The organism is Flagellimonas beolgyonensis (assembly GCF_003992615.1).
Taxonomy (GTDB): domain Bacteria; phylum Bacteroidota; class Bacteroidia; order Flavobacteriales; family Flavobacteriaceae; genus Flagellimonas; species Flagellimonas beolgyonensis.
The window spans coordinates 202,796-225,215 of record NZ_RZMY01000003.1; the positions used below are offsets into that span (position 1 = coordinate 202,796).

The following is a 22,420-nucleotide window of genomic DNA, read 5'->3' on the forward strand; positions in this document are numbered from 1 at the left end:
TTACAGAAAGATGAAACAGCACAGTAATTTCCAAAAAAATTAGCGACCCAAAACCACAAGACATTCCTACCAAAATTGAAACATTTGAAAAAAAACCTACTACTGGTCCTAACCAGAAACCCAGAGCTAGGCAAATGCAAAACCCGATTGGCAGCCACAGTGGGTGACCAAGCGGCTTTGGATATTTATACATTCTTGCTCCGACATACGGTGAACCTCACCCAAAACCTTGCGGCGGAAAAATGGGTGTTTTATTCCGAGGAAATTTGGCAAAACGACATGTGGGACAACACCATTTATGGCAAACACCTACAATTGGGGTTGGATTTGGGTGAACGCATGCTACATGCCTTCCAAAAAGGATTTGAAGCAGGCTTTGAGCAGGTCATCATCATCGGTAGCGACATGTACCATTTGTCCCAATCGGACCTGGAAGATGCTTTTGAGCAACTGGAAAAACACGATTATGTGATAGGTCCGGCAGAAGATGGCGGCTACTATCTGTTGGGCATGAAAACCTTGACCCCAAAACTGTTCAAAAACAAGAAATGGGGAACCGATTCGGTGCTTTTGGATACCTTGAACGACCTCAAATCTGAAAATGTAGCCCTATTACCGGAACGAAACGATGTAGATTATTATGAGGACATCAAAGATATAGGGGCCTTTGCGCCTTTTTTAAAACATATAAAACAATGACACAGGAACAACTGAACGAATCTGTTGATTATTTAAAAAAACGGGGATTTGACACGCCGGAGATAGGAATAGTGCTGGGAACGGGACTCGGACAACTGGTAGACGATATCCAAGACTCCATTGAGGCCCATTACAACCATATTCCCTATTTCCCCTTGGCCACGGTGGAATTCCACTCCGGCAAATTGATCTATGGCACCATAGAAGGAAAAAAGGTGGTGGTGATGCAAGGCCGTTTTCATTTGTACGAAGGTTACGATTTTGTGGACATCACCTATCCCATTCGGGTAATGCATCTTTTGGGCATTCAAAAACTCTTTGTTTCCAATGCAGCAGGGGCCATTAACCTCGACTTTAAAAAGGGGGACATTATGCTCATTGAGGACCACATCAATTTACAGGGCGGATCACCATTGGCTTTCCGTAATGTCTCTTCATTTGGTAATCGCTTTGTGGATATGAGCGAGCCGTACGATGTAGATATGCGCAAAAAAATCCTATCCATTGCAGAAAAGGAAAACATCACGGTTCAAAAAGGGGTCTATGCCTCGGTGGTGGGTCCCCAATTGGAGACCAAGGCCGAATATCGCATGATCAAAATGATGGGGGCCGATGCCGTGGGAATGAGTACGGTGCCCGAAGTAATTGTTGCCAATCATTTACAACTACCTATTGTTGCGGTATCCGTATTGACCGATGAATGCGATCCGGATAACTTGGAACCCGTGAACATTCAGGAAATTTTGGACATCGCCGGAAAAGCGGAACCGAAAATGATAAAATTGTTCAAAGAACTAATCAAAATGATATGAGTTATTTAGATGCGACCCAAAATCTATATAAAGAAGCTGCTTTGACCCCGGATGTGGGACTGTGCTGCACCACTTCGCCCATTTGGCAATTCCCGGGATTGTCCATACCCAAAATCATGCAAGAAATGAACTATGGTTGTGGAAGCACCGTATCGGCCCAAGACCTGGTAAACAATCCAAAAATTCTTTATGTAGGTGTCGGGGGCGGCATGGAGCTACTCCAATTTTCCTATTTTTCAAGGCAAGCAGGTGGGGTTACCGGTGTGGATACCGTGGATGAGATGTTGGAGGCTTCGCGAAAAAATTTCAAGATCGCCGAAGAAGAAAACGACTGGTTTCAAAGTGATTTTGTCAACTTGGTGAAAGGGGATGCCCTTAACCTTCCGGTGGCAGATGAGAGCATTGATGTGGCCGCCCAAAATTGCCTGTTCAACATTTTTAAAATGGAGGATCTTAAAACGGCCGTTTCCGAAATGTATCGTGTGCTAAAACCTCACGGCCGATTGGTGATGAGCGACCCCATTTGTGAACAACCCATGAACGATGCGTTGCGAAACGATGACCGACTTAGGGCACAATGCCTCAGCGGTAGCATACCCTTGAAGGATTATGTGAAAGTACTGACCGATGCTGGGTTCGGGACCATCGAAATACGGGGAAGATATTCGTACCGGGTACTTTCGCCCAACCACTACCCAACCGACGAGTTGATCCATATCGAATCCATTGAAATAGCGGCGATCAAAGATCCCATGCCGGCAGACGGTCCTTGTATGTTTACTGGTAAAACAGCCATTTATTATGGCGATCAACCGTATTTTGATGACAAAAAAGGACATGTGCTGTTCCAAAACCAACCGTTGGTCGTTTGTGACAAAACCGCTGCCGCGCTGGCGAAGGAATCCGACGAGATCCATGTTAGTGAAAGCACATGGCACTACAATGGCGGTGGGTGCTGTTAATGGGCAAGCATCACAACCTTCTTACTTGGCAGAAAACGTTTTGGAGGATTCGTAATCCAAAAGAATACCTTCGGAAATCCATTTGGCCAACGCCTGCCGGTTATCGGGATCTAAAATACGGCGTTGGTCTTTTTGGCTTTTGATGTTACCAATTTCGATATAGGCCATGGCCGGCAGTGTATTTTTCACCATATACAAACTGCTTCGCTCCATGAACGTACCATTATAGATCCGATTGGGTTGGAATTTTTGGTATTTCCTTAAAAAGGTTTGATGGATACTCTCGGCCAATCGTTTGCCATTTTTACTTTTTTCATGATGGTAGAAGAACACGTCGATATTGGTGCCCTTGCTACGGCTGTCCACATGGGTTACCAACAAACGTTGGTATTTGCCCCTATTCTTTAGGTAAAGCTCGTTTACAGCTTCGGAACGCTGTTTCAACCGGGCCAATTGCCCCAGAGGAATTTGCTCGGAAAGCACAGTTTCATCCGTATCCAGTTCGAGTACCCGTTGATCTCGGATGCCATCATTATCGTCTTGCACAATAATGTGCACTTCTGCCCCATGGGATAAAAGTTCACGGGCCAACCGAAGGGTAACATCATAGGCGTATTCGTCCTCGGCAATCAATTTCCCATTGTATTTCTCCACTGCCCCAGGGTCGGGACCACCATGACCGGAAATAAGATAATACACCGTATCGTCCAATTTATTGCTTACCGAATCCACTTTGGCAAAATCTCCTCCAAAAATGGGATAACTTACCCTAGTATCTTTGATGTCAATCGTTTCATTGGATAACGTATCGGGCAATACGTAGGAATGCCCCATGATCAAGGTCTCATCTTCGCCCAAATTCATAGCATTCAGTTGTACAAAATCATTGTAGAATTTGGTAGGGCTAACACCGTGTCTGCGAAGCAGGGAATAAATGCCATCGCCTTTTTCCGCGACCGCTTTTTGTAGGGATCCTTGTGCCCACAAGTGCATCGGCACCAATAGTAGGCCAAAAAAAAATAAGATGAAAAATTGGGCTCGATACGCACCCATTAATTTAATTTTCAATTTCCAAATCAACATAATCATTTAATATTCCGTTGCTTATCAACGAGGCAAATTTAGCCTTATCGGGGCGAACTGGAATTTTTTCTTTGGAATTTTTGGAATATTTTTCCAAGGTAAGCACGCTAATGGCCGGCAATATATTCCTGGCGAGATAAAGATTTTTTTTGTCTTCCAATATCATCTCCACATTCGATGAATAGCGGTCCAAACTGTTCTTCCTGAATATGGTTTGGATACTCTCGGCCAAACGTTGTCCTTCATCACTTTTGTTATAATGATAAACGGCAACATCAAGGTTTTCTTTGTCCGATACATCATTGGCCTGTATGACCAGAACACGCTGGTATTTTCCGCTATTCTGTATATAGCGCTTATTGATGATATCCGTGTAAAGCGCCATCCGTTGGGTATCGGTCAGCGGATTTTGCCCAGTGGAATCCATGGGAACCTCATCCCCCATCACATAAACCTTTGCGCCATGTACCATAAGTGCCGCGGTTACCTCCTGTACAATTTCATGAACAAACCCATCATCATTTTTATTGTTGTTCTCCAAAATCAAATAATAGACCGCATCCCTCAATTTTTCGCTTTTGAGTGACATCTGGGCCAATTCCTTATCAAATATGGGCTCCTCGGTTTTCTGAATCGTTTTAACCAGAATACCGGTTTCTTTAAAAGAATCTTTGGCTATTGGAATTTTATAGGATACGCCTATTTGCAGAAAACTGCCATCCTTGATTGCACCTTCGTTGAGCTTTACAAATTCTTCATAGTGCTTTACGGGGTCCAACCCTTGCTTTCTGAGGATGGAAAAAATACCGTCCCCTTGCTCAGCGACGACTTCAAAATAGGAGTTGTTTTGTGCACATAGGGTAATGCAAGCCCAAGCCCAAACAAATAGGGATAACCACGTTTTCATTTTCAACATGTTAGGGGAAGGGTGCACAACAAATATCGTGAAAAATCACCTAGCTTGGTAGTGGTTCGTGATAAAAATTTGTTCTAGCCCAAATAAGTGATCAAGTGCCTGTTTTGTTGGCGAGCGCATACTGTCTTCGAATCACCGATTCCGCTGGTTTGTTCTGTGGCGTAAACCGATTGTCGGCATTTCCACCCACCTGATCGTGGTGCATGAACCATTTCCAGACAAAACCGCCGGCAAACCATTCCTCATTCCAGAACTCTTCAAAAATAACCTGGGTGGCATCGGCCTGGGCCTTGAGATTCACGTTCATCTCATTACGATCCACGAGCCATGGCTTTTTTCCGGTGAAGTCCATACTCCTATAACCAAATTCGGTAAACAACATGGGTTTTTCCAAATCTTCGGCCAAGGTTTTTAGCTTCATTTTCCAGGGTTGCCAGCCTTCACGTAAGGCCTCTATGGTCGGATTTTGTTTTTCGCACAATGGAAAATAGGCATTCACACCAATAAAATCGAGTTGGTCCCAAAAAGGAGTTTTGCCATATTCATCCCAGTTGGCCGCATAGGTAAGTTTGCCATGGTACACTTTTTTGACATCCTGTATGAGGCTTTGCCAAAATTCGGGCCGCTCTTTAATAAAGGTCGCCAATTCGGTCCCAATGCAAAAAATATCGGTTTTGGTTTCTTCCGCCAATTGAGCGTACAGCAGGATAAAATCCCTATAGCCCGATTCGAAATTCACCCAATCGGTTTCATTTTTCATGGCCAAATTCCCGGTAAATTCTCCCCTACTGATCCATATTTGGGGCTTCAACATCACCTGTACGCCATTTTTGTGCAATGCTTCTATATATTGTTTGGCCCCCTCACGCCGTTCACCAAACCATTGCCGTTCGGTGTTAAAATATAATTCGGGGGTATCCGGTTTTTGGATAAAGCCGAAGGGCATGATGGCTGCATAGTTTGCATGGATGTCCAGAACCGGATTCACATGGATCTGGGACACTTCGTCACCAGAACTCACAAAACTGACCCCGTTTATTTTATCTTGCTGCGGTGTGCTGCATGCCACTATCAACAATACACCCAGTGCTAAAAATTGTTTCATGTTCTAAAAAATACTTTTCTAAAATACTCTTTTTTAGCGCTTTCAACTTCTTAAAATGTTATTAAATTATGGAGTTGGGTTAAGTTCCGCTAATTTAGTACGACTCAATTTCCACTAACAGACCAATCGCATGGAACACATCGTTATTATTGGGAACGGCATTGCCGGGGTAACCACGGCGCGACACATTCGAAAGCTTTCCAATAAAAAAATCACCCTAATTTCTGCAGAGAGCGAATACTTTTTTTCTAGGACTGCATTGATGTACGTGTACATGGGACACATGAAGTTTGAACATACGCAACCCTATGAAAATTGGTTTTGGAAAAAGAACAACATCGATTTGGTTCATGGATATGTCGACCAAGTGAATCCTGAAGAAAAAGTGGTGACCCTATCGGATTCCACCTCGATTTCCTACGATAAACTGGTTATTGCCACCGGCTCCAAACCCAACAAATTTGGTTGGCCAGGGCAGGATTTGGATGGTGTACAAGGACTGTATTCCAAACAAGACCTGGAACTTTTGGAGCAAAATGCGCCCAATAACAAGGTATGCAAAAGAGCTGTGATCGTTGGCGGGGGACTTATCGGAATTGAATTGGCCGAAATGTTACGTACACGAAATATCCCTGTTACCTTTTTGGTAAGGGAAAGCAGTTTTTGGAACGGTATATTGCCCAGCGGGGAATCACAGATGATCAACGAACATATTATGGAGCATCACATCGACCTGCGTTTGAATGCTTCCCTTCAAGAAATTAAACCCGATGAAAATGGACGGGTCAAATCGGTTGTCATTGCAGAAACCGGCGAAGAGATTGTCTGCAATCTGGTGGGCCTTACCGCAGGGGTAACTCCAAACATTGATTTTCTGAAAGATTCCGACATTGAATTGGGGCGGGGTGTAAAAGTGAACCGGTTCTTGGAAACCAACGTCAAGGATATTTATGCTATTGGCGATTGTGCTGAACAGCATGAAGCCATCGGCAATAGAAGACCGATCGAGGCTGTTTGGTATACCGGGCGAATGATGGGCGAAACATTGGCCCAGACGCTATGTGGCAATCCAACTGAGTACAGACCGGGACATTGGTTCAATTCGGCCAAGTTTCTGGATATCGAATACCAAACCTATGGCTGGGTATTCCCCGAAAAGACTAAAATGGATAATGAAATGCATTTCCATTGGCGCCATCCGCACAAAAAGTTGTGCATCACAATTGCGTTCGACCAATCTACCCAAATATTCTTGGGAATTAATACGTTCGGAATACGCATGCGACACGAAATATTCGACCGCTGGTTAACAGAAAAAAGAAGTATTGACCATGTGATGGCCCATATGGCCGACGCCAACTTTGATCCCGAGTTTTACCGCACCTTCGAGTCCGAAATTGTATCCAAATTCAATGTGCAATTTGGAAAAAACATCCAAACACAAAAGAAAAGTCTTAAACGCATATTCCATATCGCCTAACCACCTTTTTACATGAACACGATTGATAAAAGCATGGCCCTTACCGGGCAACCTCCACAAAATCTGACCTTAGGTCAAAAATTGGCAACGCTTTTGGGTATTTCCGGACTCGGCATATTGTTGTTGGCCGTTTTTAATGTCAGTTTTCCCAACAAGGGACTTTGGCTGTCCATTTCCCTTGCAGCGATCATATTGGGAACCCTATGGTTTTCCTGGGAAGCCTATGCGAACAAAATACCCGGAATTAAAAATGATGGGGTATGGTTCAAATCCATTTCAAGTAGAGGTCTATGGGGCTGGGTAGCAGGATTGGCCTTGACCGGATTTTATATTGTTCTGTATTTCTATCCCGAATATTTGGGATTGACGGGTGATGGCGACAATAAAGGTGTCATTGCCCTTTTCGACCCCCTCAGCAAGTTATTGAGTGGAAATGCAGCCAGTCAGTGGTTTGTGTATGGTACATTGTACACCGTTGCAATTTTGGCTTTTGGCATCAAATTCCTTTGGAAATATCGCCATAATCGGTACGAGCGGTTGCGGACCATGAGCGTAATGTTTTTTCAAATGGCCTTCGCGTTTCTCATTCCCGAATTGATGGCCCGACTGAACGGCCATAAAATATTGAACGGTGGAAGTCTTCCCTATTACGACCTCAAAAATATATGGCCCCTCAATTACTACAATTTTGAAGGGTATCGTATCAAGGCCTTTTTGAGTTCCGGCAACATCGGTTTTGCACTTTTGGTATTTGGCATTGTCTCCATTTTTGTGATTACGCCCATTTTGACCTACAAGTATGGAAAACGTTGGTACTGTTCATGGGTTTGTGGTTGTGGTGGACTTGCCGAAACTGCTGGGGATTCCTTCCGACAGTTAAGCGACAAATCCTTGAAAGCCTGGAAAATTGAACGATGGGTGGTTCACAGTGTGGTGGTATTCGTTACGTTGATGACAACTGCTGTGATCTATTCCTATTTGGGCAACGATACCAGCAAATATTGGTTGACCAAAAGCACCTTTTTGATCGGTGTAGGCATCTTGCTCACCCTGATTTTCGGGTGGATCATGCTTTTCAAAAGAAAACAATTGCAAAAAGATGCCCAATACGGTGCCATCGGCTATTTTGTGATCATTATGGCTTTGATCGGTTTCCATTTTTTCAGTGGTGAAGGGTATGTATTTCTTTTTAAATCCGAAACCCTACGTAAAACCTATTCCTTTTTGATCGGCAGTATCTTTTCCGGGGTGATCGGAACGGGTTTTTACCCTATTTTCGGAAGCAGGGTATGGTGTAGGTTTGGTTGCCCCATGGCTGCCATTATGGGTGTACAGCAAAAACTGTTTTCACGCTTTAGGATCACCACCAATGGCGGACAGTGCATATCGTGCGGTAACTGTTCCACGTATTGCGAAATGGGCATCGATGTGCGTTCCTATGCCCAAAAAGGGGAGAACATTGTGCGGGCCAGTTGTGTGGGCTGCGGCATTTGCTCGGCAGTTTGTCCTCGGGGCGTCCTCAAATTGGAAAATGGACCCTTGGAAGGCCGCATCGATAGCAACCAAGTGCTGTTGGGCAATGATGTGGACCTTATGTCGTTGGTGAATCAAAAATAAGTCCTGTGCACTATCCCTTTACATTCATTTTACACGGATCATGATTCTAGATTCGCTGAAAAGGTTAGTTTTGGCAACTTTTAGAACAAGCTAGTTCCATGGCGGACATCAAGGTCATTATTCCAGCAATTAACGAAGCGGATTCCATCGGTAAAGTGGTTTCCGAACTTCCGTCACATGTTTCCGAAATAATTGTGGTGGACAACGGTTCGGAAGATGAAACTGCTGCCAAGGCTAGGAATGCCGGGGCCACGGTGCTTACAGAAAAGCGTAAAGGATATGGCTATGCCTGCCTAAAAGGATTGGAATATGTAGCCAAACAATCCAAACAACCCGATATTATCGTATTTATCGACGGAGATTATTCCGATTATCCTGAAGAATTGGACAAAGTTGTTGCCCCAATTTTGGAAAATGACGTGGATTTTGTGGTTGGAGCGCGAAAAAAAGCACTTCGCGAACCAGGATCGATGACACCTCAACAGGTTTTTGGGAACCAATTGGCCACTTTTTTGATGCGATTGTTGTTTCGTTCAAAATTTACGGATTTAGGTCCTTTCAGGGCAATTAAATATGAAAATCTCAAAGAATTGCATATGCAGGACACAACTTATGGGTGGACTGTCGAAATGCAGTTAAAAATTTTAAGAAAAAAAATGTCATATATCGAAGTACCAGTGCGTTACAAACGAAGAATTGGCGTATCAAAAGTATCTGGTACGGTAAAAGGTACTATATTTGCAGGCATAAAAATTTTGGGTTGGATCTTTAAATACAGTTTAAAATAAATGGGACTTACTATCACTTACTTCATTATTGCTATTTACAGTACAGCCTTAATTTTGATTTTCTTGTACAGTCTGGCACAGTTGAATCTCTTGGTCAACTACTTGGGCTACAAAAGACGAAATGAGGAAGCCCCCAAATTTAACCTGTTGGACCCAAAGGAAATTCCATTTGTCACCATTCAATTGCCCATCTACAACGAGGAGTATGTGGTGGAGCGTTTGTTGGACAATATTTCCAAGATCGAATATCCAAAAAGTAAGTTGGAGATTCAGGTGTTGGACGACTCCACCGATGATTCGGTTTTGGATACGGCCAAGCGGATTGAAGAACTTCAAAAATCTGGATTGGATATCCAACACATTCGCAGGGAAAACAGAAAAGGGTATAAAGCAGGCGCCCTTAAAGAAGGCTTGGCCATTGCCAAAGGGGATTTTATTGCCATTTTCGATGCCGACTTTCTTCCCGAAAGCGATTGGTTGAAAAAGACCGTTCCCTATTTCAAAGATGAAGAAATCGGTGTGGTACAGACCCGTTGGGGACACATTAACCGTGATTATTCCACTTTAACAAGAATACAAGCCTTCGCATTGGACGCTCATTTTACCTTGGAACAAGTGGGGAGAAACTCCAAAGGACATTTTATCAACTTTAACGGTACGGCTGGTATCTGGAGAAAGGAATGTATTCTCGATGCTGGTAACTGGGAAGGCGATACGCTTACCGAAGATTTGGATTTGAGCTACCGCGCCCAATTGAAAAACTGGAAATTCAAGTATTTGGAAGATGTGGAGACCCCTGCAGAGCTGCCCGTGGTGATCAGTGCAGCCCGTTCCCAACAATTCCGTTGGAACAAAGGTGGGGCCGAAAACTTCAGAAAGACCGTTTGGAGCGTGATTACATCCAAAAACATTCCGTTTAAGACCAAGTTCCATGGTGTTATGCACCTATTGAACAGTTCCATGTTCCTTTGTGTGTTCACCGTGGCCCTTTTGAGCATCCCCATGTTGTACATCAAAAATACCTACGGCCATTTGGGTTGGGTTTTTGAGGTGACCAGTTTCTTCATCATCAGTACGATCATTCTGTTCATCTGCTACTGGTTTACCTATAAGAGTATACAGGGCAGCAGCTTTGATAATTTTGTGGACTACATCAAATTGTTCTTTACCTTCTTCTCTGTGGCACTGGGCTTTTCGTTGCACAATACCGTTGCGGTATTGGAAGGTCATTTGGGCAAACGAAGTGAATTTGTACGGACCCCAAAATTCAACATCAACAACCTAACGGATTCTTGGAAAGGCAATAAATACTTGACCAAGAAATTATCCCCGAACATGATCTTGGAGTTCGCACTAATGCTTTACTTCCTTTTTGGAATGTACAGTGCGGTTCCTTTGAACGACTACGGATTGTTCCCATTCCACTTGATGTTGTTCCTTGGTTTTGGATTTGTGTTCTTTAAGTCGCTTACCTCAAAGGCATAAAATCATGCAATCTTACTGGCGACTGCACAGGTACCCTATACTCTTTGCCTTCGTCAGCATTCTTTTTTACATTGCCTTCGCATACGATTTGGTCCGAACGGATTATATCAAATTGTTCATGCTTTTCGGGGCACTTTTTTACTTGTGCACCAAGATCATTCAATTCGAAAAATGGAACTTTAAGTTTCTTTTCGTCTCGGGAATCCTGTTTCGATTGTTATTCCTTGTTGCCGTTCCCAATCTTTCACAGGATTTTTATCGTTTTATCTGGGATGGGGAACTGATCAAAAACGGAATTAATCCCTACTTGTTCACCCCCGATCAAATCCTGGAAAAAGGCGAGATCATCATAGCAAATATGGAAGAATTGCGCAATGGTATGAGCGATTTGAATGCCCGCCATTATAGCAACTATCCCCCGGTTAACCAACTATTTTTTGCATTCGCCGCCTTAATGGGTGGTGGCAGTGTATTTGGTTCCATGCTGGTGATGCGATTGTTAATCGTGTTGGCCGACATCGGCATTGTTTATTGGGGCCAAAAATTGCTGCAAAACCTCAACCTGTCCAGCCACATGGTGTTTTGGTATTTTTTGAACCCATTGGTGATCATCGAACTGACCGGAAACCTGCATTTTGAAGGGGTGATGCTGTTCTTTTTTGTAGCTGCTATGTACGTTATTTCCAAAAACCGATGGATTTGGGCCACACCGCTATATGCAGCCTCCATTATGATAAAATTAGTGCCGGTATTGTTCCTCCCCATGTTCTTGAAATATTTCGGATTTAAAAAAAGTGCGCTGTTTTACATTTTGGTCGGTGTATTTAGCCTAGTACTGCTGCTACCCTTTTACGCTTCCGTTTTCATTGACAATTTTTCGGAAACCGTTGGACTTTGGTTTTCCAATTTTGAATTCAATGCAAGTATTTACAACGTGGTTAAAAAGATTGCCGTTACCTATTACGAGGCCAAACCTTGGGAACTGATAAAATCGTATGGCTCTTTGATCGCCAAACTGGCCATTGGGATTTTCCTGCTGTTGGCCTTGCTTCGAAAAAACAACACCCTACAAGCGTCGATCACCTCCATGGTGTTGGCGTTGACCCTTTATTATTTTATGTCGAGCACTGTACACCCTTGGTACGTGGTCTTTTTATTGGGCATTTCCATTTTTACCAATTACCGATTCCCATTGGTCTGGTCCTTCGCCGTCATATTGAGCTATTATGCCTACTCCAATCCGGATTACAAGGAAAGTTTACCGCTCTTGGCCATTGAATACATTTTGGTTATGGGCTACTTCATTTATGAAATCCTATCAAATGCGCCAAAAAAGTTATATTTCTTCAAAAAATAACCCCTTGTCCTAGGAGCATTCGAATTAATTTGTACTTTTAACCACGAAATGAAAGGACAAGAATACATAGCATACACGTTGAGCGTTCCCGCGCCAATCAGTCCATTCCGTCCCCGTCGCCGCCCGTAAGGGTGCTATCTTATTTTGGAAATAGGTGAGTCCATTTCCGCATAAACAATCAACAATTTTTAGTATTTTATTTTAGTCTAAACGCTTGCAATGAACATTGTAGTTGCTAACGAATCACATTTTAAGTACGCACAGATCATTTGCGACACCATCGCCGAATCGGCCAAAGTACGTGGAACCGGTATTGCCAAACGTACTCCGGAATACATCATGAAAAGGTTGCAGAACGGTAATGCCATCATTGCTTTGGATGGTGATAAATTTGCAGGGTTCTGTTATATCGAAGTCTGGGGCAACAAGGATTTTGTGGCCAACTCTGGCTTGATCGTACATCCCGATTACCGAAACCAAGGACTGGCTAAACAAATCAAGAAGGCCGTTTTTGACCTGTCCCGAAAAAAATTCCCCGACGCCAAAATATTTGGAATCACCACAGGATTGGCCGTAATGAAAATGAACTACGAACTCGGTTACAAACCTGTCACATTTTCGGAATTGACAGACGACCCTGAATTTTGGAAAGGATGCCAGACGTGCAAAAACTTTGATATCCTTACCCGAACCGAACGAAAAATGTGTTTGTGTACCGGGATGTTGTACGACCCAAAAGCCAAAAAAGCAGACCCAAGAAAAATAGATTCAAAGGTTTTCCAACGCCTCAAACGAATTAAGGAGAACCTGTTCCTAAAAAAGAAACAAAAATAGGTGCCGGTTCCCGAATATTCTCGAACCGATACTGAATTTAAAGCATTATAAAATGAAAAAATTAGTTTTAGCCTATAGCGGTGGATTGGACACTTCCTATTGTGCCAAATCACTCTCACAGGACGAAGGACTTGAAGTCCATGCCGTAAGTGTAAACACCGGAGGCTTCAGCACCGAAGAGATCAAGGAAATTGAAAAAAAGGCCATCGCTTTGGGTGCTGCATCCTACACTTCCATCGATGCGGTGTCCACCTTTTATGACAAAGTGGTAAAATACCTCATTTTCGGCAACGTACTTCGGAACAATACCTACCCCCTTTCTGTGAGTGCCGAACGTATCATCCAGGCCATCGAGATCGTGAACCACGCCAAAAAAATAGGGGCTCAGTACATTGCCCACGGCAGCACCGGTGCCGGAAACGACCAAGTGCGTTTCGATATGATCTTCCAAATTTTGGCTCCCGAAATCGAGATTATTACACCCATCCGGGATAAAAAACTGGCCAGGGAGGCCGAAATCGAATACCTGCAAAAAAATGGTATCGACTATTCGTGGGAGAAGGCAAAATACTCCATCAACCGTGGACTTTGGGGTACTTCCGTGGGTGGCTCAGAAACATTGACCTCCCATTTGTCCTTGCCGGACAGTGCCTACCCAAGTCAATTGGAAAAAGAATTGCCCAAAGAAGTAAAACTCACGTTCAACAAAGGCGAATTGGTGGCCATTGACGGGGAAGAAGGTTCCCCAGTGGCCAATATTGAAAAATTATCGGCCATCGCTTCCAAATATGCCATTGGAAGGGATATTCACGTGGGGGATACCATCATCGGTATAAAAGGAAGGGTTGGCTTTGAGGCTGCTGCACCGTTGATCATCATTAAGGCACACCACCTCTTGGAAAAACATACCTTGAGCAAATGGCAACAATTCCAAAAAGAACAATTGTCCAGTTTTTATGGCATGTTGCTCCATGAAGGCCATTATTTGGACGAGGTAATGAGAAATATCGAAGCCTTTTTGGCCGATTCGCAAAAACACGTTTCTGGCGATGTATTTGTAACGCTACACCCCTACCGATTTGAATTGAACGGCATCTCATCCGAACACGATTTGATGAACGCTTCCTTTGGAAGTTATGGGGAAATGAACAAAGGTTGGACCGCAGACGATGCCAAAGGGTTCATTAAAATTTTGTCCAACTCCGGGAAAATAGCCAACCACGTAAACCAAAATTATGATTAAGGCAGGTATTATTGGCGGTTCTGGTTACACGGGCGGGGAATTGATACGAATTTTGTTGAACCACCCAAACACCGAAATCGACTTTGTGTACAGCACTACCCGAGCTGGCAAACCCATCGCATCGGCCCATCAAGATTTGTTGGGTTTGACCGATCTGAAATTTTCCGGTGAAGTAAATCCGAATGTGGATGTGGTGTTCCTTTGCTTGGGTCATGGAAATTCAACGGCTTTTTTGAACGAACATCCCTTTTCCAATAGCACCAAGGTTATTGATCTTAGCAACGATTTCAGATTGCAGGCCGATTCCACATTCAACGGTAAGCGTTTTATTTACGGATTGCCCGAACTGAACAAGTCTTCAATACAATCCGCAGAAGCCATTGCCAATCCCGGTTGTTTTGCCACTGCAATCCAACTCGCTTTGTTGCCTTTGGCAAAAGCCGGTTTGTTGAACAATGAGGTGCACATCAATGCCGTAACGGGCAGCACAGGTGCGGGAGTTGGATTATCGCCTTCTTCACACTTCAGTTGGCGGAACAATAACGTGTCGTGGTACAAGCCTTTCACCCATCAACATCTGGGAGAAATTGGGGAGAGCTTGGAATCCTATGGAAATACTGTTGGGAAATTGCTATTCCTACCCAACCGTGGCAATTTTACCCGAGGTATTTTAGCCACAGCCTATACCCAGTTTGATGGCTCCTTGGAGGAAGCAAAACAATTGTTTACTGATTTTTACAAGGATGCGGTTTTCACCCATTTGTCAGAAGAAGAAATCCATTTAAAACAAGTAGTGAACACCAACCAATGTCACATTCATTTGCACAAGCACGAAGACCTTTTGTTGGTGACATCAGCCATCGACAATTTATTAAAAGGAGCTTCTGGGCAAGCCGTACAAAACATGAACCTGATGTTCGGTTTTCCCGAAACCGAAGGTCTGTTGTTAAAAGCAGGAGTATTTTAAAATAACTGATCCCTGAGCGTAGTCGAAGGGAAAACTATAATAGATTCCCGTATTCTCGGGAATGACAAAGACGAGAAATATGAAAATAGCCATCATAGGAGCAGGGAACTTGGGTTTGGCCATGGCAAAAGGCATTTTGCACACCAATGGCGCTACCACCATGTACCTCACCAAAAGAAACACGAAATCCATCCAGGATTTTGAAAAGTACGGGAATGTAAAAGTGACTTCCGACAATTTGGAGGCCATAGCAAACTCGGATATCCTGATTTTTGCCGTGCAACCGGGCCAGTTCACTACCATTCTGGAACAGGCCAAAGATTTGTTGACCGAGAAACACGTGATCATCAGCACGATAACCGGATTCAAAATTTCGAGGATCGAGGAAATCATCGGTGCGGATAAGTTCATCATTCGGAGCATGCCCAACACGGCCATCTCCGTTGGGAAATCCATGACCTGTATTTGTAGCAACGAACCCGGGAAAAAACGGGTTGATTTGGCCAAGGCCATTTTCAACCGCATGGGGCACACCATGGAAATTCCAGAAGACCAAATGCAGGCCGCCACGGTGATCTGTGCAAGTGGTATTGCTTTTTGGATGCGCTTGATCCGTGCCACAACGCAAGGGGCCATCCAATTAGGGTTCGATGCCAAAGAGGCACAAGAACTGGCCATGCATACCTGTAACGGGGCCGCAAGCCTATTGATCGAATCCGGAAGTCATCCCGAAGAGGAAATCGACCGGGTAACCACCCCAAAAGGCTGCACCATTGAAGGGCTGAACGAAATGGAACACCAGGGATTGAGCTCTTCATTGATTAAAGGAATCGTATCCTCCTATGAAAAAATCAGTCACATCAGAAAAACGTAATCATGAAATTATTCGATGTATATCCCCTTTATGACGTAACCCCGGTTTCCGCCAAGGGCATTGAGGTTTGGGACCAAAAGGGAGAAAAATATTGGGATTTTTACGGTGGGCATGCCGTAATCTCCATTGGCCATACCCATCCGCATTACGTAAAACGAATCGAGGACCAACTGGAGAAAATTGCATTTTACAGTAATTCGGTCCAGAACCCGGTACAAAAGGAATTGGCGGAAAAATTGGGCAAACTATCCGGTTGTGAAAATTATGACCTGTTCATGTGCAACTCAGGGGCTGAGGCCAATGAAAATGCCTTGAAAATGGCTTCCTTTCATACCGGCAAGGCCAAAGTAATTGCCTTTAAAAACAGTTTTCACGGACGAACCTCAGCTGCTGTGGCCGCTACCGACAACCCTAAGATCAATGCGCCGATCAATTTGCAACAGGAGGTCACTTTTCTACCCTTGAACGACTTTGATGCTTTTGAAAAAGCCATTGCCTCGGGCGATCATTGTGCGGTTATCTTGGAGGCCATTCAAGGCGTAGGTGGTTTGGACGAACCCACGACGGAATTTTATCAATTCATTGCCCAGAAATGTAAGGAAAATAATGTTGTGCTCATTGCCGATGAGGTGCAATCTGGGTACGGTCGTAGCGGAAAGTTCTTCGGTTTTCAGCACCATGGCATTCAACCCGACATCATTTCCATAGCCAAAGGGATGGGCAATGGTTTTCCGGTAGGTGGCATTTTGATCCATGAAAGCTTCAAGCCTTCTTACGGACTTTTGGGAACCACTTTTGGTGGCAACCATTTGGCCTGTGCAGCCAGCTTGGCTGTATTGGAAGTATTGGAAAATGAGGATTTGATTACAAACGCTGCCGAACTGGGGATTTATTTCCGAGAAAAAGCAGCTGATGTTCCAGAAATCAAAAAAGTAAAGGGCAGAGGATTGATGATCGGACTCGAATTTGATTTTGAAGTCGCTGAATTGCGAAAAAAGTTGATCTATGACCACCATATGTTCACCGGAAGTGCCAACAATAAAAAATTATTGCGGTTTTTGCCCGCGCTGAACATTACCTCGGAACACATCGACCTGTTCTTCGAGGCGTTAAAAAAAGCATTGAAATGAAGCATTTTTTGTCGATAAACGATATTGATTCCCTTCCCGATTGGGTGGAGGAAGCGATCAATCTCAAAAAAGACCCTTATCAGTTTCAGCATTTGGGCAAACGAAAAACAGTATGCCTATTGTTCTTCAATAATAGCCTTCGGACCCGATTGAGTACCCAAAAAGCGGCCCTGAATCTGGGGATGGAGGTCATGATCATGAACTTTGGCAATGAGGGCTGGGCCTTGGAATACGGTGACGGAACCGTTATGGATCAAGGTACATCGGAACATATCAAGGAAGCTGCGCAAGTAGTTTCTCAATATTGCGATATCGTCGCGATACGTGCTTTTGCCGGTTTGGTGGACAAAGCAAAGGACGAAGCAGAGGAAGTGATCCATGGTTTTGCCAAGTATGCCTCCATTCCCGTGGTGAACATGGAAAGTTCGGTAGGACATCCATTACAGGCATTGGCCGATGCCATTACCTTGGCCGAAAACAAGACTAAGGCCAAGCCTAAGGTAGTGCTATCCTGGGCACCGCATCCCAAGGCTTTGCCGCATGCCGTGGCCAATTCCTTTGTACAGATGATGAAATTGCAGGAGGCCGATTTTGTAATCACCCATCCTGAAGGGTACGAGCTCAATCCGGAAATTACAAAAGGATGCCACATTGAACACAATCAGCAAAAAGCCTTGGAAAATGCGGATTTTGTATATGTAAAAAACTGGAGCAGCTATCGCGATTATGGTAAGGTAATGAACAAGGATGTAAACTGGACCATGACCCAAGAAAAACTGGGAGGGGCAAAGTTCATGCATTGCCTTCCGGTACGCAGAAACGTAGTGGTGGAGGATGCGGTATTGGACGGGCATCAGTCGTTGGTGGCCGAACAAGCAAAAAATCGAATTTTTTCAGCCCAATTGGTGTTGAAAAAACTGTTGGAACAGTGATATGAAATTAAAGGATAAAGTTTGTATAGTAACTGGAGCCACAAGTGGCATGGGCAAAGCAATTGCTGAAGCCTTCTCCAAAGAAGGTGCCCAACTAATCCTATCGGGAAGGAATGAAGAAAGAGGGCAGAGTTTGGAAAAACAGCTTTCCAATGCGGTGTTTGTTCCTGGCGATATTACCGACCCAACCTACAATAAACAATTGGTGGACACTGCAATCAACACCTTTGGAAAATTGGACATACTTTCGTTGAATGCAGGCGTGCTTGGATTGGGAAATGTGGAGGAATTGCCCATTGAGGCTTGGCATAACACCTTGAACACCAATTTGAGTTCCATTTTTTATATCAGCAAACATGCATTGCCCCACCTGCAGAAAAGCGGACAAGGCAATATTTTGATCAATGCATCCATTGCTGCTTTCAAGAGTTTTCCCAACCATCCCGCTTATTGTGCCTCAAAAGCTGGAGCAGTGGCCCTAATGAAACAGATGGCAGTGGAGTGTGCCCCGGAGGTTCGAGTGAACGCAATGTGTCCAGGGCCGGTGGACACACCATTGCTTTGGGAATCCGCAAAGGCATTTGATTACCCTGATCAGGCGGTAGCGAATGCAGAAAAAGCAACATTGTTAAAACGACTGGGAACACCCATGGATATCGCAAAACTTGCTCTTTTTTTGGTGTCAGACGATAGTTCATGGATTACCGGAACCACGATCACCATCGATGGTGGAATAATAAACACATAAAATGAAACAGAAACTTTCCATAGTAAAAATAGGAGGAAATGTAATTGAGGATGCCCATGGCTTTGAACATGTATTGGGCCTGTTTTCCAAAATGGACGGAAACAAAATTTTGGTGCACGGTGGCGGAAAGAAAGCCACTGAATTGGGAAATAAATTGGGCATCGAAAGCCAAATGGTAAACGGTCGACGCATTACCGACCCCGAAACCCTGGATATTGCCGTTATGGTGTATGGAGGGCTGGTCAGTAAAAAGATTGTTGCCAAATTGCAGGCCTTGGGCACGGATGCGATTGGAATGAGCGGTGCCGATGCCAACACCATTCGAGCACACAAAAGACCCATCAAAAAGGTCGACTTTGGCCTTGTGGGCGATGTGGACACGGTGAACAGCTACGCCATCCTAAAACTGTTGCAGGCTGGATTCACTCCCATTTTCTGTGCCCTTACCCACGATGGGCGGGGACAGTTACTCAATACCAATGCCGACACGATTGCCGCAGAATTGGCCATTGCCATGTCGGACCAATTTGAAACCACATTGTACTACTGCTTTGAAAAGAAAGGAGTGCTACAGGATGTGGACGATGAAAACTCGGTGATCCATCACATCGATTCCAAAACCTATGATGAACTTTTGGCCTATGGTATCATTTCCGATGGCATGCTTCCAAAAATGCATAATTGCTTTTATGCCTTACGCAACCATGTTGCCAAGGTTTGTGTAGGCAACAGTGAAATGTTGGAAGCCAACAATTCAGAATATACGACCCTAACTTTATGAGCAAAAGCCAAGACATATTGACCCAAAACGCCATAGAACTGCTGCAAGAACTGATATCCATTCCCTCATTTTCAGGGGAAGAGGACAAGACTGCAGATGCCATTGCGGCTTTTTTAAACAGTTTTGGCGTAGAAACCCATCGGCAGGACAACAACATTTATGCCTTCAACAAACACTATGATGAAAGCAAGCCCAACTTGCTGTTGAACTCCCATCATGACACGGTTAAACCGAACAGTGCCTATACCAAAGATCCTTTCCATCCACATATTGAAGAAGGCAAGCTCTTTGGATTGGGCAGTAATGATGCGGGAGGATGTCTGGTATCTTTATTGGCCACTTTTGTGCATTTTTATGGGAAAGAAGGTTTGAGCCATAACCTCATTATGGCGGCCACAGCGGAAGAAGAAGATGCGGGTGAAAAAAGCTTACGGGGTCTATTGCCCATCCTTCCCCATATCGATGTGGCCGTGGTGGGCGAACCCACTTTGATGGATCTCGCCATCGCCGAAAAAGGGTTAGTGGTTTTTGATGCCGTGGTGGAAGGTACGCCTTCGCATGCGGCACATCCGAACGATAACAACGCCATCTACAATACCATCGAAGTGCTCCAATGGTTCAAGGATTATACTTTCGACAAGGTTTCGGAGGCCTTGGGCGAAGTAAAAATGACCGTGACCCAGATCAATGCAGGCAAACAGCACAATGTAGTACCCGCCCAAGTGGATTTGGTGGTGGATGTTCGCGTGAACGATTGCTATACCAACCAAGAAATTGCGGAAATGCTTCAAAAGGAGGCGCCTTGTAAAATGACGCCTCGATCCTTGCGTTTGAACTCGTCCTGCATCGACCCTAACCATGATTTGGTGAAAAGTGGGGTGGCTTTAGGAAGAAAAACTTATGGATCGCCTACCTTATCCGATCAGGCCGCGTTAAGCTGCCAATCGGTGAAACTGGGACCTGGCGACAGTACACGCTCCCATTCTGCGGATGAATTTATATATGTGAACGAAATTGAAGAGGGTATAGACCTGTATATCAAAATCCTTTCGGGATTTTTACAATGAACAATAATCAATTACCAATTTACATTCAGCTATTGTACATTGTTAATTGTTAACTGATAATTGAATAGTATGAAACTCTGGGACAAAGGATTCAGTACCGATAAAAAAATTGACCATTTCACCGTGGGCAACGATCGTGAACTCGATTTGGTACTTGCCAAATATGATGTAATCGCCTCCAAAGCGCACGCCAAAATGTTGGGTAAAGTTGGTTTGCTAACCGAAGAGGAAGCAGCGGAATTGGTAACAGCCTTGGATCAAATAGCTAAGGATATCGACAAGGGAAAATTTACCATTGAGAACGATTTTGAGGACATGCACTCCAAGATCGAATTCCTGCTCACCGAAAAATTGGGCGACACCGGTAAAAAAATCCATTCGGCGCGATCCCGGAACGATCAGGTTTTGGTGGCGATGCAATTGTACCTCAAAGCTGAGCTTTCCGAAATCAAAGAACAGGTGGTGGCCCTATTCAATTTGTTGCTGGATCTGGCGGAAAAGCATAAATACGTTTTGTTGCCAGGATATACCCATTTACAGATTGCCATGCCTTCCTCTTTCGGATTATGGTTTTCCGCCTATGCCGAAAGTTTGATTGATGACCTGTACTTTGTACAGGCAGCCCAGAAAATCGCAGACCAAAATCCGTTGGGTAGTGCTGCGGGTTATGGTAGTTCTTTCCCCATCGACAGAACCTTCACCACTTCAGAAATGGGTTTTGAGACCTTAAAATACAACGTGGTGGCCGCCCAAATGGGGCGGGGCAAGGTGGAGAAAGCCGCAGCTTTTGGAATTTCAAGCGTTGCTGCTACCCTATCCAAAATGGCCATGGACATCTGCCTGTACATGAGCCAGAATTTTGATTTTATTTCCTTTCCGAACGAACTCACCACGGGAAGCAGCATTATGCCGCATAAAAAGAATCCGGATGTATTTGAGTTGATTCGTGCCAAGTGTAATAGAATCCAAGCGGTGCCCAACCAACTTACCTTGATCACCAACAATTTGCCCAGTGGTTATCATCGGGACTTGCAATTGGTGAAGGAAGTAATTGTTCCTGCGTTGCAGGATATGCAGGCCTGTTTGGAGCTGATGACCTTCAGTTTGAAGGAAATTAAAGTGAACCCAAACATTTTGGACGACCCCAAATACGATTACCTGTTCAGCGTGGACACCTTGAACGAATTGGTAAAAAGCGGTATGCCGTTCCGTGATGCATACAAAACCATGGGCAAAGCCATCGAAAATGGCAACTTTAAACCAAAACGGGACATTGAGCACACCCACGAAGGCAGTTTAGGCAATTTGTGTTTGGAGGAGATAAAAAAGAAAATGGATGCTGTTTTTGATTAAAATTCATTATTGATTTTCATACCAAACAATTTTGTCATTCCCGCTTTCGCGGGAATTTTTTTTCTGATTCATCAATTCAAATAACCCATCCGACAATTGGGGTGCGATTTTAATTGTAATAAACATTAGTTTCACTCCTCTATGCTTGAATTCAGATATATGTAGATATGAATCATTAAAAACGATT

The 22,420-nt window shown here is 44.1% G+C and carries 21 protein-coding genes; 18 read left to right on the plus strand and 3 right to left on the minus strand.

Features of this window, described 5'->3' with window-relative positions; translation table 11 throughout:
• Positions 1–84: 84 nt before the first annotated feature.
• From EO131_RS01810 to arsM, 3 genes are read left to right on the plus strand one after another with little or no spacing between them, the layout of a single operon-like run.
• Positions 85–699 (plus strand): TIGR04282 family arsenosugar biosynthesis glycosyltransferase, encoded by a 615-nt coding sequence (locus tag EO131_RS01810; RefSeq protein ID WP_127018635.1) that lies wholly within the window; start codon positions 85–87, stop codon positions 697–699.
• Positions 696–1,511 (plus strand): purine-nucleoside phosphorylase, encoded by an 816-nt coding sequence (locus tag EO131_RS01815; RefSeq protein WP_127018636.1) that lies wholly within the window; start codon positions 696–698, stop codon positions 1,509–1,511. The genes EO131_RS01810 and EO131_RS01815 overlap by 4 nt, the downstream gene beginning before the upstream one ends.
• Positions 1,508–2,473 carry an arsenosugar biosynthesis arsenite methyltransferase ArsM gene (gene arsM / locus EO131_RS01820; RefSeq protein ID WP_127018637.1) on the plus strand — a complete coding sequence of 322 codons (966 nt, stop codon included), beginning with the start codon at positions 1,508–1,510 and terminating at the stop codon, positions 2,471–2,473. The genes EO131_RS01815 and arsM overlap by 4 nt, the downstream gene beginning before the upstream one ends.
• A 21-nt stretch (positions 2,474–2,494) precedes the next feature.
• Here arsM and EO131_RS01825 read toward each other — a convergent pair whose 3' ends face one another.
• The 3 genes from EO131_RS01825 to EO131_RS01835 form a co-directional block, all read right to left on the minus strand.
• Positions 2,495–3,526, minus strand: coding sequence for an N-acetylmuramoyl-L-alanine amidase family protein (locus EO131_RS01825; protein ID WP_241243769.1), 1,032 nt, complete (start codon positions 3,524–3,526; stop codon positions 2,495–2,497).
• Between the two features lie 4 nt (positions 3,527–3,530).
• Positions 3,531–4,463, minus strand: a complete 933-nt coding sequence (locus EO131_RS01830; protein WP_164731588.1) for an N-acetylmuramoyl-L-alanine amidase — start codon at positions 4,461–4,463, stop codon at positions 3,531–3,533.
• Between the two features lie 100 nt (positions 4,464–4,563).
• On the minus strand, positions 4,564–5,577 hold the full coding sequence (locus tag EO131_RS01835) for a glycoside hydrolase family 113 (protein WP_127018640.1): 1,014 nt from the start codon (positions 5,575–5,577) through the stop codon (positions 4,564–4,566).
• A 130-nt stretch (positions 5,578–5,707) separates the two neighbouring features.
• Here EO131_RS01835 and EO131_RS01840 point away from each other — a divergent pair, with 130 nt between their 5' ends.
• From EO131_RS01840 to argH, 15 genes are all read left to right on the plus strand, one after another.
• A complete protein-coding gene (locus EO131_RS01840; protein ID WP_127018641.1) occupies positions 5,708–7,057 on the plus strand; it encodes an NAD(P)/FAD-dependent oxidoreductase in 1,350 nt (449 codons plus the stop codon).
• 12 nt (positions 7,058–7,069) lie between these two features.
• The gene (locus EO131_RS01845) at positions 7,070–8,674 is read left to right on the plus strand and encodes a 4Fe-4S binding protein (RefSeq protein ID WP_127018642.1); all 1,605 of its coding nucleotides are present in this window, start codon (positions 7,070–7,072) and stop codon (positions 8,672–8,674) included.
• 98 nt (positions 8,675–8,772) lie between these two features.
• On the plus strand, positions 8,773–9,462 hold the full coding sequence (locus EO131_RS01850) for a glycosyltransferase family 2 protein (RefSeq protein ID WP_127018643.1): 690 nt from the start codon (positions 8,773–8,775) through the stop codon (positions 9,460–9,462).
• Positions 9,463–10,947 (plus strand): cellulose synthase family protein, encoded by a 1,485-nt coding sequence (locus EO131_RS01855; RefSeq protein ID WP_127018644.1) that lies wholly within the window; start codon positions 9,463–9,465, stop codon positions 10,945–10,947. It begins immediately after the preceding gene.
• A gap of 4 nt (positions 10,948–10,951) precedes the next feature.
• A complete protein-coding gene (gene mptB / locus EO131_RS01860; RefSeq protein ID WP_127018645.1) occupies positions 10,952–12,304 on the plus strand; it encodes a polyprenol phosphomannose-dependent alpha 1,6 mannosyltransferase MptB in 1,353 nt (450 codons plus the stop codon).
• Positions 12,305–12,523: 219 nt separating this feature from the next.
• Positions 12,524–13,138, plus strand: a complete 615-nt coding sequence (locus EO131_RS01865; protein ID WP_127018646.1) for a GNAT family N-acetyltransferase — start codon at positions 12,524–12,526, stop codon at positions 13,136–13,138.
• A gap of 52 nt (positions 13,139–13,190) precedes the next feature.
• Positions 13,191–14,381, plus strand: coding sequence for an argininosuccinate synthase (locus EO131_RS01870; protein ID WP_127018647.1), 1,191 nt, complete (start codon positions 13,191–13,193; stop codon positions 14,379–14,381).
• On the plus strand, positions 14,374–15,348 hold the full coding sequence (argC, locus tag EO131_RS01875) for an N-acetyl-gamma-glutamyl-phosphate reductase (RefSeq protein ID WP_127018648.1): 975 nt from the start codon (positions 14,374–14,376) through the stop codon (positions 15,346–15,348). The genes EO131_RS01870 and argC overlap by 8 nt, the downstream gene beginning before the upstream one ends.
• A 79-nt stretch (positions 15,349–15,427) precedes the next feature.
• A complete protein-coding gene (proC, locus tag EO131_RS01880) occupies positions 15,428–16,222 on the plus strand; it encodes a pyrroline-5-carboxylate reductase (RefSeq protein WP_127018649.1) in 795 nt (264 codons plus the stop codon).
• A gap of 2 nt (positions 16,223–16,224) precedes the next feature.
• Positions 16,225–17,352, plus strand: a complete 1,128-nt coding sequence (locus EO131_RS01885) for an aspartate aminotransferase family protein (RefSeq protein ID WP_127018650.1) — start codon at positions 16,225–16,227, stop codon at positions 17,350–17,352.
• The gene (locus tag EO131_RS01890; protein WP_127018651.1) at positions 17,349–18,284 is read left to right on the plus strand and encodes a Rossmann-fold NAD(P)-binding domain-containing protein; all 936 of its coding nucleotides are present in this window, start codon (positions 17,349–17,351) and stop codon (positions 18,282–18,284) included. The genes EO131_RS01885 and EO131_RS01890 overlap by 4 nt, the downstream gene beginning before the upstream one ends.
• Before the next feature lies 1 nt (position 18,285).
• The gene (locus EO131_RS01895) at positions 18,286–19,032 is read left to right on the plus strand and encodes an SDR family NAD(P)-dependent oxidoreductase (protein WP_127018652.1); all 747 of its coding nucleotides are present in this window, start codon (positions 18,286–18,288) and stop codon (positions 19,030–19,032) included.
• 1 nt (position 19,033) lies between these two features.
• Positions 19,034–19,813 carry an acetylglutamate kinase gene (gene argB, locus EO131_RS01900; RefSeq protein ID WP_127018653.1) on the plus strand — a complete coding sequence of 260 codons (780 nt, stop codon included), beginning with the start codon at positions 19,034–19,036 and terminating at the stop codon, positions 19,811–19,813.
• A complete protein-coding gene (locus EO131_RS01905) occupies positions 19,810–20,880 on the plus strand; it encodes a M20 family metallo-hydrolase (RefSeq protein ID WP_127018654.1) in 1,071 nt (356 codons plus the stop codon). The genes argB and EO131_RS01905 overlap by 4 nt, the downstream gene beginning before the upstream one ends.
• 69 nt (positions 20,881–20,949) lie before the next feature.
• A complete protein-coding gene (gene argH, locus EO131_RS01910) occupies positions 20,950–22,233 on the plus strand; it encodes an argininosuccinate lyase (protein WP_127018655.1) in 1,284 nt (427 codons plus the stop codon).
• Positions 22,234–22,420: the final 187 nt, after the last annotated feature.

Bases quoted from the DNA above. Each gene is read 5' to 3' on its own strand.
- EO131_RS01815 (WP_127018636.1), top strand. From the start codon at position 696: ATGACACAGGAACAACTGAACGAATCTGTTGATTATTTAAAAAAACGG.
- arsM (WP_127018637.1), top strand. From the start codon at position 1,508: ATGAGTTATTTAGATGCGACCCAAAATCTATATAAAGAAGCTGCTTTG.
- EO131_RS01825 (WP_241243769.1), bottom strand. From the start codon at position 3,526: ATGGGTGCGTATCGAGCCCAATTTTTCATCTTATTTTTTTTTGGCCTA.
- EO131_RS01830 (WP_164731588.1), bottom strand. From the start codon at position 4,463: ATGAAAACGTGGTTATCCCTATTTGTTTGGGCTTGGGCTTGCATTACC.
- EO131_RS01835 (WP_127018640.1), bottom strand. From the start codon at position 5,577: ATGAAACAATTTTTAGCACTGGGTGTATTGTTGATAGTGGCATGCAGC.
- EO131_RS01840 (WP_127018641.1), top strand. From the start codon at position 5,708: ATGGAACACATCGTTATTATTGGGAACGGCATTGCCGGGGTAACCACG.
- EO131_RS01845 (WP_127018642.1), top strand. From the start codon at position 7,070: ATGAACACGATTGATAAAAGCATGGCCCTTACCGGGCAACCTCCACAA.
- EO131_RS01850 (WP_127018643.1), top strand. From the start codon at position 8,773: ATGGCGGACATCAAGGTCATTATTCCAGCAATTAACGAAGCGGATTCC.
- EO131_RS01855 (WP_127018644.1), top strand. From the start codon at position 9,463: ATGGGACTTACTATCACTTACTTCATTATTGCTATTTACAGTACAGCC.
- mptB (WP_127018645.1), top strand. From the start codon at position 10,952: ATGCAATCTTACTGGCGACTGCACAGGTACCCTATACTCTTTGCCTTC.
- EO131_RS01865 (WP_127018646.1), top strand. From the start codon at position 12,524: ATGAACATTGTAGTTGCTAACGAATCACATTTTAAGTACGCACAGATC.
- EO131_RS01870 (WP_127018647.1), top strand. From the start codon at position 13,191: ATGAAAAAATTAGTTTTAGCCTATAGCGGTGGATTGGACACTTCCTAT.
- argC (WP_127018648.1), top strand. From the start codon at position 14,374: ATGATTAAGGCAGGTATTATTGGCGGTTCTGGTTACACGGGCGGGGAA.
- proC (WP_127018649.1), top strand. From the start codon at position 15,428: ATGAAAATAGCCATCATAGGAGCAGGGAACTTGGGTTTGGCCATGGCA.
- EO131_RS01885 (WP_127018650.1), top strand. From the start codon at position 16,225: ATGAAATTATTCGATGTATATCCCCTTTATGACGTAACCCCGGTTTCC.
- EO131_RS01890 (WP_127018651.1), top strand. From the start codon at position 17,349: ATGAAGCATTTTTTGTCGATAAACGATATTGATTCCCTTCCCGATTGG.
- EO131_RS01895 (WP_127018652.1), top strand. From the start codon at position 18,286: ATGAAATTAAAGGATAAAGTTTGTATAGTAACTGGAGCCACAAGTGGC.
- argB (WP_127018653.1), top strand. From the start codon at position 19,034: ATGAAACAGAAACTTTCCATAGTAAAAATAGGAGGAAATGTAATTGAG.
- EO131_RS01905 (WP_127018654.1), top strand. From the start codon at position 19,810: ATGAGCAAAAGCCAAGACATATTGACCCAAAACGCCATAGAACTGCTG.
- argH (WP_127018655.1), top strand. From the start codon at position 20,950: ATGAAACTCTGGGACAAAGGATTCAGTACCGATAAAAAAATTGACCAT.